6 protein-coding genes are annotated in these 9,567 nt (G+C 39.7%); 2 read left to right on the top strand and 4 right to left on the bottom strand.

Annotation, left to right across the window (positions count from 1 at the left end; genetic code table 11):
* Positions 1-56: 56 nt before the first annotated feature.
* The gene (gene lpxD / locus ACM0OS_RS14915; RefSeq protein WP_414543969.1) at positions 57-1,100 is read right to left on the bottom strand and encodes a UDP-3-O-(3-hydroxymyristoyl)glucosamine N-acyltransferase; all 1,044 of its coding nucleotides are present in this window, start codon (positions 1,098-1,100) and stop codon (positions 57-59) included.
* Between the two features lie 429 nt (positions 1,101-1,529).
* On the opposite strand from lpxD, the gene ACM0OS_RS14910 reads away from it, so the two are divergent.
* Positions 1,530-2,996, top strand: a complete 1,467-nt coding sequence (locus tag ACM0OS_RS14910; protein ID WP_414543968.1) for a choice-of-anchor Q domain-containing protein — start codon at positions 1,530-1,532, stop codon at positions 2,994-2,996.
* Between the two features lie 226 nt (positions 2,997-3,222).
* Positions 3,223-4,626, top strand: coding sequence for a choice-of-anchor Q domain-containing protein (locus tag ACM0OS_RS14905; protein ID WP_414543967.1), 1,404 nt, complete (start codon positions 3,223-3,225; stop codon positions 4,624-4,626).
* Positions 4,627-4,932: 306 nt separating this feature from the next.
* Here ACM0OS_RS14905 and ACM0OS_RS14900 read toward each other — a convergent pair whose 3' ends face one another.
* The 3 genes from ACM0OS_RS14900 to ACM0OS_RS14890 form a co-directional block, all read right to left on the bottom strand.
* Positions 4,933-7,161 carry a GumC family protein gene (locus tag ACM0OS_RS14900; RefSeq protein WP_414543966.1) on the bottom strand — a complete coding sequence of 743 codons (2,229 nt, stop codon included), beginning with the start codon at positions 7,159-7,161 and terminating at the stop codon, positions 4,933-4,935.
* 498 nt (positions 7,162-7,659) lie between these two features.
* Positions 7,660-8,430 (bottom strand): WecB/TagA/CpsF family glycosyltransferase, encoded by a 771-nt coding sequence (locus ACM0OS_RS14895; RefSeq protein WP_414543965.1) that lies wholly within the window; start codon positions 8,428-8,430, stop codon positions 7,660-7,662.
* A gap of 31 nt (positions 8,431-8,461) precedes the next feature.
* Positions 8,462-9,538: a glycosyltransferase family 4 protein gene (locus ACM0OS_RS14890; protein WP_414543964.1), complete on the bottom strand. Its 1,077-nt coding sequence runs from the start codon at positions 9,536-9,538 to the stop codon at positions 8,462-8,464.
* Positions 9,539-9,567 lie beyond the last annotated feature (29 nt).

Genomic DNA, 9,567 nt, shown 5'->3' with positions numbered 1-9,567 from the left:
CCCCTGCTCCCTGCCCCCTGCCCCCCTGCCTCTTCCTGCCTCTTCCCCAGTCCCAATCACTTCTTCCCTAACTGGCGTTGCAATTGCTTGAAGGATAGATACATTTCTGGCAAGCGATTATAAATAGCAGATACCTTCAGATATAGTTTGTGGGGTATTGCTGGCACCCCGGAGACGATTTCCCCTGGTGCAACATCACTATGAATCCCGGCTTTAGCGGATGCGATCGCCCCATCACCAATTTTCACTTGATTGGCAATTCCTGTTTGTCCAGCGAGGATGACGCGATTACCAATTTTGACGCCTCCTGCCATACCCGCTTGACCGGCGATGGCACATCCTGCACCAATTTGGCAGCCGTGTCCTATCTGTACCATGTTATCAATTACTGTACGACGACCTACTCTTGTTTCCCCTACGGCTGGGCGGTCAATGGCACTGTTGCAGCCTACTTCTACACCATCTTCTAAGACAGTGTAGCCAGATTGTTCCATTTTTAACCAACCAGTACGGGTAGGCACAAAGCCAAAACCTTCTGCACCGATAACAGATCCACTATGAATTACACAATCTGCTCCGATAAGTGTGCGCTCATGTATGGTGCAGTTAGCGTGTAAGGTGGTGCGATCGCCGATTTTGGCATCGGGATAAATCACCACATTGGGATGAATTATGGCATGATTACCAATTTCTACATTTTGCTGAATTACTGCATGGGGGCCAATATAAACATCATTGCCTAGTTTTGCTGTGGGGTGAATCACAGCCGTGGGATGAATTTCTGGGCTGGGGCGATATGGCTGGTAGAAGAGGGCGATCGCCTGGGCAAACATCAGCTTGGGGTCGGGTGTAGCTATCCAAGCTATACCGCGTTCTTGTGCTTGTGATTGTAATGTTTTGTCCAAAGGCAAAATTAAGGCGCTGGCATTTGTTGTCTTGACAAAAGATGCAAATTTTGCGCCTTCTACGTAACTGAGATTACCAGGTTGAGCTTCATCTAAGGCGGCTAACCCTATAATTGCTGGATCGCAACTTTGCGGAGTTGTCAGACTATTGTCGGTAGTGGCGTCCAGTTTACTGATAATTTCACTGAATTTCATATGGTGTTATTAGAGATTATATGTTGAAGCGATACAGTTGCTATTTAACCAATTTTTACTTGTAGTCTCTATTTGTGGCTTAATTATCTCAGCATTCGGGACATTGACATAAAAAATAATTAGTTCTACAAATCGGCTACAAGTATTACTATATCTAGCTTGAATGTTCACTCTGAGTACATAACGTTTTTATGTAATCGACCTTTACAAAACAATTGAGGTGTGGAGAGTGTAATTGCTGATGACAGCAACTTTACGCCATTGTATTCTCGAACTCAACTTTATTGCATCTCTGTATAAGCACGTCACGCAAGTAGTTCTAATTTTTACATCATTTTTCTATAATATTTACTATCTAACAATCTTAGGACTTCGTGATGTCACTGATGGCACCCATAGTTCTTCAAACTATCTTTGGATTGCAGTTTGATGAAAAAAGTGTTTGTTATGGTAGTCAAAAGTATTACTTTACGGGCGTTCCTTGTACTGCCCTGGATGTTAGGTAGTGTTGGGGAGGTACAAAAAACACCCTTGGCGGCATTAACAGAACCTTCATCTAATTATGAAGCAACGGTAAAGAAAGAATCTCAGCTAATCAGTATAAATTCGGGAACAACATACTATGTCAGTGGTAGTGGCAACGACAACAATAACGGACGTTCGGCATCGTCTGCTTTTAGAACAATTCAAAAGGCAGCAAACCTGACTCAGCCAGGAGATACGGTACTGATCATGAACGGAGAATACAGAAATTCTAACCCTGGTCAAGTGGTATATATTACCCGGTCTGGAAATGCAAATGCCTGGATTACTTATAAAGCGCATCCTGGACATTCACCGAAGATTAAACACAATGCTTGGCACGGAATTGAAATTGATAAAGGCGCTTCTTATATCGAAATCAATGGGTTGGAAGTAGAAGGAAACAATGCCAACATCACCCTTGATTACGCTAAAAGTCAGAAAAAAAACGGTGGTAACCCACTAACAAACGGGAACTGCATCACCCTAGATGGGCGCAAAAATGGTCGTTCTCGTCACATCCGCATTCTTAACAACAAGATACATAACTGCGGTGGTGGTGGTGTTTCAGTCATTCAATCGGACTATATAACAGTGGATGGCAACGAAATATTTAATAATGCCTGGTACTCTGTATATGCCAACAGCGGCATTTCTATGTGGCAAAATTGGAACTCTGATAACAACACCACAGATTACAAGATGATTGTGACCAACAATAAGACTTACAACAATCGTCAGAACATTGAATGGTTAGCAGTTGGTAAAATCACTGATGGTAATGGCATTATTATCGATGATTCTAGAAATACTCAGAACGGCTCCACCTTGGGTAAATATCGAGGTCGCACTTTGGTTGCCAACAATGTCACATACAAAAACGGTGGTTCAGGTATTCATACTTATGAGAGTGATCATGTTGATATTATCAACAACACTGCTGTTTTAAATAACCAAAGTCCAGAACTGAATGGGGGACAAATATTTGCAGCTGATTCATCCGATGTCAAAGTTTTGAACAACATCTTTTATGCTTTTCCTGGTAAGAGAATGAATGGTAACTCCAGAAGTACCAACATCACTTACGACCACAATATCTACGCTAATGGTGGCAACATAGTTGTGCGAGGGGCTAACGATATTGTCGCTGATCCGCAATTTGTCAATCTATCGAACAATGATTTTCGACTTAAGGCGAATAGTCCAGCTATCGATAAAGGTACTAACTTTAGTGCCGTAAAAACTGATTTTGCTGGCAAACCTCGTCCGTCCGGTAAAGGATATGATATCGGGGCATACGAATATCAGCATTCAAATACTCCCACAAATCCTACTACTCCAAATAACCCTACACCTAGTTGCCCTAGTAATTGAAATGAATAACATCCTGAAATTCTGCTAATTTTTAGGATGTTACTAGTGGGGTTTCTGCTGCTTTTATTGGGTATTTTCATGATGATAATTGCCAATTTATTCTATGATAAATTACAGCAGGATCAGGAATTTCTTATATGAAGTGATAGGATTACCAAAAAGTGCGATAATTCCACAGGAAGTCGCAAAAGCGATTCTTTAAGGTAATCTTAGACACAAATTATTGATGAAAATTCTGTTTCCACTAGGAATGAAAAGTTTGAGTTTGCGTGCATTTCTTGTACTTCCTTGGGTATTAGGTGTTATAGGTGCAGCACAAAAACCAACTTTAACAACCAGTAATCATCCGTTATCCAATCATCAAGAAAGGGTAGAGGAATCCAAGTTGATTAGTATGAATTCGGGAACAACATACTATGTCAGTGGTAGTGGCAACGACAACAATAACGGACGTTCGGCATCGTCTGCTTTTAGAACAATTCAAAAGGCAGCAAACCTGACTCAGCCAGGAGATACGGTACTGATCATGAACGGAGAATACAGAAATTCTAACCCTGGTCAAGTGGTATATATTACCCGGTCTGGAAATGCAAATGCCTGGATTACTTATAAAGCGCATCCTGGACATTCACCGAAGATTAAACACAATGCTTGGCACGGAATTGAGATTGATAGAGGCGCTTCTTATATCGAAATCAATGGGCTGGAAGTAGAAGGAAACAATGCCAATATCAGCCTTGATTATGCCAGAAGCCAAAGATATAACGGTGGTAACCCACTAACAAACGGCAATTGTATCACCGCAGATGGGCGCAAAAATGGTCGTTCGCGTCACATCCGTATTCTCAACAACAAGGTACATAACTGTGGTGGTGGTGGGATTAACATCATTCAATCTGACTACATAACCATAGATGGCAACGAGGTATACAACAATGCCTGGTACTCTGTATATGCCAATAGCGGCATTTCTATGTGGCAAAACTGGAACTCTGATAGTAATACTCAGGGTTACAAGATGATTGTCACCAACAACAAGACTTACAATAATCGCCAAAATATTCAGTGGATTGCCACCGGAACTATTACTGATGGTAATGGCATCATTATCGATGACTCCAGAAATACTCAGAACGGCTCCAATTTGGGTAGATATCGAGGCCGCACTTTGGTTGCCAACAATGTCACATACAAAAATGGAGGTTCAGGCATTCATGCATTTTTAAGTGATAATGTCGATATTGTCCACAATACTGCTGTTTTGAATAACCAAAGCCCAGAACTCAGCGGTGGACAAATATTTGCTGCTGAGTCATCTGATGTCAAAATTTTGAACAATATTTTCTACTCCTTTCCTGGTAAGAGAATGAACGGTAACTCTAGAAGTTCCAACATCACTTACGACCACAATATCTACGCTAATGGTGGCAACATAGTTGTGCGAGGGGCTAACGATATTGTCGCTGATCCGCAATTTGTCAATCTATCGAACAATGATTTTCGACTTAAGGCGAATAGTCCAGCTATCGATAAAGGTACTAACTTTAGTGCCGTAAAAACTGATTTTGCTGGCAATCGTCGTCCGTCCGGTAAAGGATATGATATCGGGGCGTATGAATATCAGAATTAAGCACAACTAACCTATTGGTTGATCAAATTGCCCTTCGGCAAAGCTGATGCCTACATTTAAAGTCTATGGCACTTAATGTTAGGCAAAGAAAGCAACCTGATACTGATTCCTCATTTCTTTAGTAAAAGTTGATTGTTTGGCGTTGCTGAATTTAGGGATGAATTTTATGGGGTGAATTTCGTAAACGCCCCAAAAGACAAGGGACAGGCGAGAAGCCCGTCCCCAATAAAATTAAAATCATCCAGAAAATATGCAACGCCGATTTTTTGAACCTTTCCCCTGAAAGAGAAAAGGTTGTGACAAGAGTTAACGTTTTTGCAACGCCACATCTTTTTTGCTTAACCTTTCGTGAGGGAAGTATTCTTTTGCATGATAAAAATAACTGCTAGATTCGTTTTTCTCAATGATTCCATTGACAACTAAACCTAAAACGTTGTGATTGGCTCTGTCTAGCATCTCTTGGGCGGCAACAGCACTATTATAATCAATTACCTCTGGTCTAGATACTAACAACATCCCATCGGACATGCGATTTAAAGTTAAAGCGTCAGCCGCAAGCAGCAAGGGAGGAGCATCGATAATTACACAGTCGTATTTGGAAGCAAACTCTTGAATTAGTGATGCCATGTGCTTAGATTCAAGTAAAGCCAGTGGGTTAGGTGGTCTAACTCCAGCAGTTAAGACATCCAGGTGATCCATAACTGTATTCACCGCTGTGCGGAATTCAGCCTGTCCTACAAGCACCTCACTCAAACCTGCGGCATTGGTTAGTTGCCAGAGATGATGCTGAGAAGGAACTCGCATATCTGCATCAATTAATAAAACTTTTCGTCCTAGTTGAGCGATCGCAGCAGCTAGATTAGCTGAGACTGTAGACTTACCTTCTTTGGGAACTGCACTGGCGACTACAATTGTTTTCACATCCTTATCTGAACTGAGGAATTTCAGATTGGCTTGAATCATCCGGTACATTTCGCTAGTTAAAGAGTATGGCATATCTCTAACAGCAATCTCAGGGGTAATTGATTCTGGATCACGATGACGGGAGTTAGCCTTACTCGGTAACAAAGGAAGCATTCCCAACGGTGTATAGTTAAATACCTCTCTGACTTCCTTCGTTGTTTTGAGTGATTTATCTCTCAGCTCTAGGAAGAGAACGGCTGTAGTGGATAAAAATATCCCTGACATCAATCCCAAAGCCAAAACAATCAGTTTTTTCCCTAATGCTGGCTCTGTGGGAACTAAAGCCTGAGCAATAATCCGAGCATTGGGTGTAGTTCTATTTTCTGCTACCTCTAATTGTTGAACTTTTTGCAACAAATTTTGATAGGTAGTTTCTGCAACTGTAACTTTCCGCTCTAAATCCCGCTGAGTTTGTACTAATTGGGGTATGTTTCTCAAACGCTGCTCGTAGGTAGAGCGTGAATTGTACAAAGAAGCAACTCTTTGGCTCAGTCCAGAGCGCTGCACTTCTGATTGCAGCAAATTTTGGATCAAGTTTTGTCTGAGTTCTCCAATCTGTAATAGTCTGGGCGGAACATTGGTTTGACTACCAACAGTCTGGGCAATTTGCTGTTGTAAGAGATTTTGTAAACTAGCTCTTCTGGCTACTAGTCCAACTACTACCGGGTTTTCATCTTGGAAACGACTACGCTCATTCGCCAACTGTAGTTCCGTTTCTTGAAGTTGTGTTAGCACTCCCTGCACAGCCGGTGACTGACTCAGCGTACTCACAACGATCGCTTCCTGGGAATTTAGCGCCACTTTCTGCCGTAGTTCATTAGTTTGAGCATTTACCTCAGCTAATTGCGCCTGAACAGTATTAATCTCGTTATTGAGATTGCTAATCAGTCCCACAGATGTCCTTGTTTCTTCCGGTAAGTCTGCAATGTTGTACTTCTGTCTAAATATGCGTAACTCTTCTTCTGCCTTATTCAGAGCAGCTCGACTTTGAGGCAGCTGTTGGGACATAAAGTCACGAGTTGCTTCTGCCTCAGAACGATTGATGAGAATATCGTTTTGGAGATAGAGATCCATGATTGTGTTGATTACTGCTGCTGCTTCGTCAGGTTGACGACTGCTGTAGTTAATTTGCAACACATCTGTGCCACCCACAATTTTTAGATCCAGGGATCTCTCTAGCTCTTTTGCTTCTAGTGGTTCACCTTCGTCATTCTTGAGTTGTAACTTGTCTATTACCTGCTGCAAAAAAGAAGGAGAAGAAATGACTTGCATTTGAGTACTGATGGGATTTTGAGTGGCGAGCAAAGATCTCAAATCACCTGCTTCTTGTCCTTCTGCTTGACTAGGCAACAAATTATTACCTACTGTTTTAAAAGAAGGCATCCGGAAGAAGAGTTTTCCTTCTGCCTCATAAGAGGGTTTCATGAATGTTGTGGCTAAAACACTGAGTCCAACTGTACCTGCCAAAATGAGTAAGACTAATATCCAGCGCCGTTTCACCGTTAATAAGTAATGGCCCAAGTCTAAATCAATAGACTCTTTTGATTCCACAAATCTTTCTGAATTTGACATAAGTTTTCCTTTACAAGTAAGGGTTGGCAACAAAAAAATTAGATTTTATTTAGAAGAGAATTTCAAGTAATACTGCAACCATAAATGCACTGATGGGACTTAACAATAGTGTTGACTAACTAGGTTGCAAAACTGAGAATTTTTCGATGTGTGTATTTGCTTGACCTGTTTTGTTAATTGCTGCTTGTTTGTATTGCTGTATCTCAAGAAATATAAACAACACAGAAAGTATGAATAGGATCTTATCAGTCTTTGGTAGTATGATCAAGAGCATTAATAGAATCACATTCATTTCTAGATTTGCATCTGATGAGAGAATATTATTACAATTTGCTGCATGATAAATAATCCTTATTCTCAATATATGTAAATCAGTTATTAATAACAAATGGATGTAGCACAAACGCTTGATATCATCGTAAAACACCTCCCCAGATGTATTGCATTATTATTAATCAAACCCAAAAATTAACTTTCTTAACAAAGCAGAGTATTACCTTAGCGCTTTACTAATATTGCTTGAGTAATTCGTTGTTTGAATACACGATAAAAGAATAGTGGATTGCCTACAACATAACGTTTCCAAAGACGATTAGGCTCAACAATTAAGCGGGTTAACCACTCAAAACCATTATCAGTTAGCCAACGCGGCCCACGATAGACAGATTCAGTATAGAAATCTAGACATGCTCCTAGAGGTAAAAACACACGCGTGTCAATTTTATGGAAGTTATCTTGAATCCAGCGTTCCTGTAATGGCATACCAAAGCCGATATATAAAACATCTGGCTTAAATTTATTAATTTTCTCAATTACAGCTTCCTCTTCTGCTCCAGATTTTTCAAAATAACCGTGATGTCCTTCTATGCGTAAATTAGGAGCTATTTCCAGCAACTTGCTAATTGCTTTATCTGTTACTCCTGGTTTACCAGCCAGCAAAAATAACGAAACATTCTGTTGCTCACAAGCTAAAGCTAAAGTTTCTATATAATCGGGACAAGTCATGCGATGTGCGGGTTCTATTTGGTATCCCAAAATTTTTGCTCCCAGTGATACACCAAATCCATCGCAAAATACTAAATCAGCATTGTTTATAAAATCCCGATACCAAGGTAACTCATATGCAAAGTTGATTCCTCGCACATTGACATTAGCGATAGTTCTTTTTTGCTCGATTTTTCCACTGGCTACGATGTAATTTATTAAGTCATTGACTGTTAATTTATGAAATTTTGTATCTAATATTTTTATTTCAGAAAATCTTTCCATTTTGTACCTCTATAGCTGAAAAATATGTAAATTAAATCATCACTGAATGATAAATTTTAAACAGATAAATTAAATATTTATCTACATCAAACGGTTGGATACTTTCCCTGGCGTTATCACCTATTTTCTGCCTTAGTTCTTGATTCGCAACCAAAGTCTGCATTGCGATTGATAATTCTTTAATATTTCCTGGTTTCACTAGTAACCCATTTTGATCAGGAGTTACTAGCTCTGGAATACCCCCAACTGGTGTAGTAATCACAGGTAATCCCCAACTCATAGCTTCAAGTAATGCCATTGGTAACCCTTCATTGTATGAAGGTAAAACAAAAACATCAGCTTTTTTTAAAAGTGCATCTCTTTCTTGTTCATTTACCCAATCTAAAATAGTAATTTGGTTACTTAAATTCAGCTTTTTGACTAAATCTCTAGCTCTTTTACCATCTCCATCTCCCGCCATAGTTAACTCTAAATTTTGTCTTTGTTCATGAGGAATCTCCGCGAAAGCCTCAATTAAATCAAATGCTCCTTTGCGTTCACCAATTCGGCCTAAAAACAAGAAATCTACTTTTTGAGAATTTGTTCTTGGCGGTACTTCTACCGGAAGTTTAACTGGGTTAGGTAATACAACTACTTGATTTGGGTTTAATCCCAGATTATCGACGTAGAATTTTTTCCAACTATCTGATAAAACAATAAAACGTGTAGATTTACAAAATGCCCATCTTAATACTGCTTGGAATATTCTGGGTATATTTGAGTAAAATACATGGAAATCAGCACTATGGGTGTGAAGAATGACTGGTTTTTGCAGTAACCAAGCAATTAAAGTTGTGATTGACTGGCGCCAAGCACTACCTCGTTCTGAGACGTGAATATGAACAATGTCAGCTTCTTTTTTTAATAATTGCCAACATAATAATACTAAAGCTTGAAAAAATACTAAGACTTTGATGAATGCAGACCCCTTGGGTAAAGTTGATATATGGTTAATTTGCACATCAGTAGGAGCTTGTTTGATTATTAGCTTTTCAACTGAAACTATTCCTCCTTGATTTTTTAGGCTTTCTCCGAGCATTAAAATTCGCATTTTTTCTTTTTTTTTCATTTAATTCTTAATTTATTTATTATATTTCT

The sequence above is a fragment of the Nostoc sp. CCY0012 genome (assembly GCF_963920855.1).
Lineage (GTDB): Bacteria > Cyanobacteriota > Cyanobacteriia > Cyanobacteriales > Nostocaceae > Cyanocohniella.
Note: the sequence above shows the minus strand (reverse complement) of the source record. Positions and strands in the feature narration are given on the sequence as shown.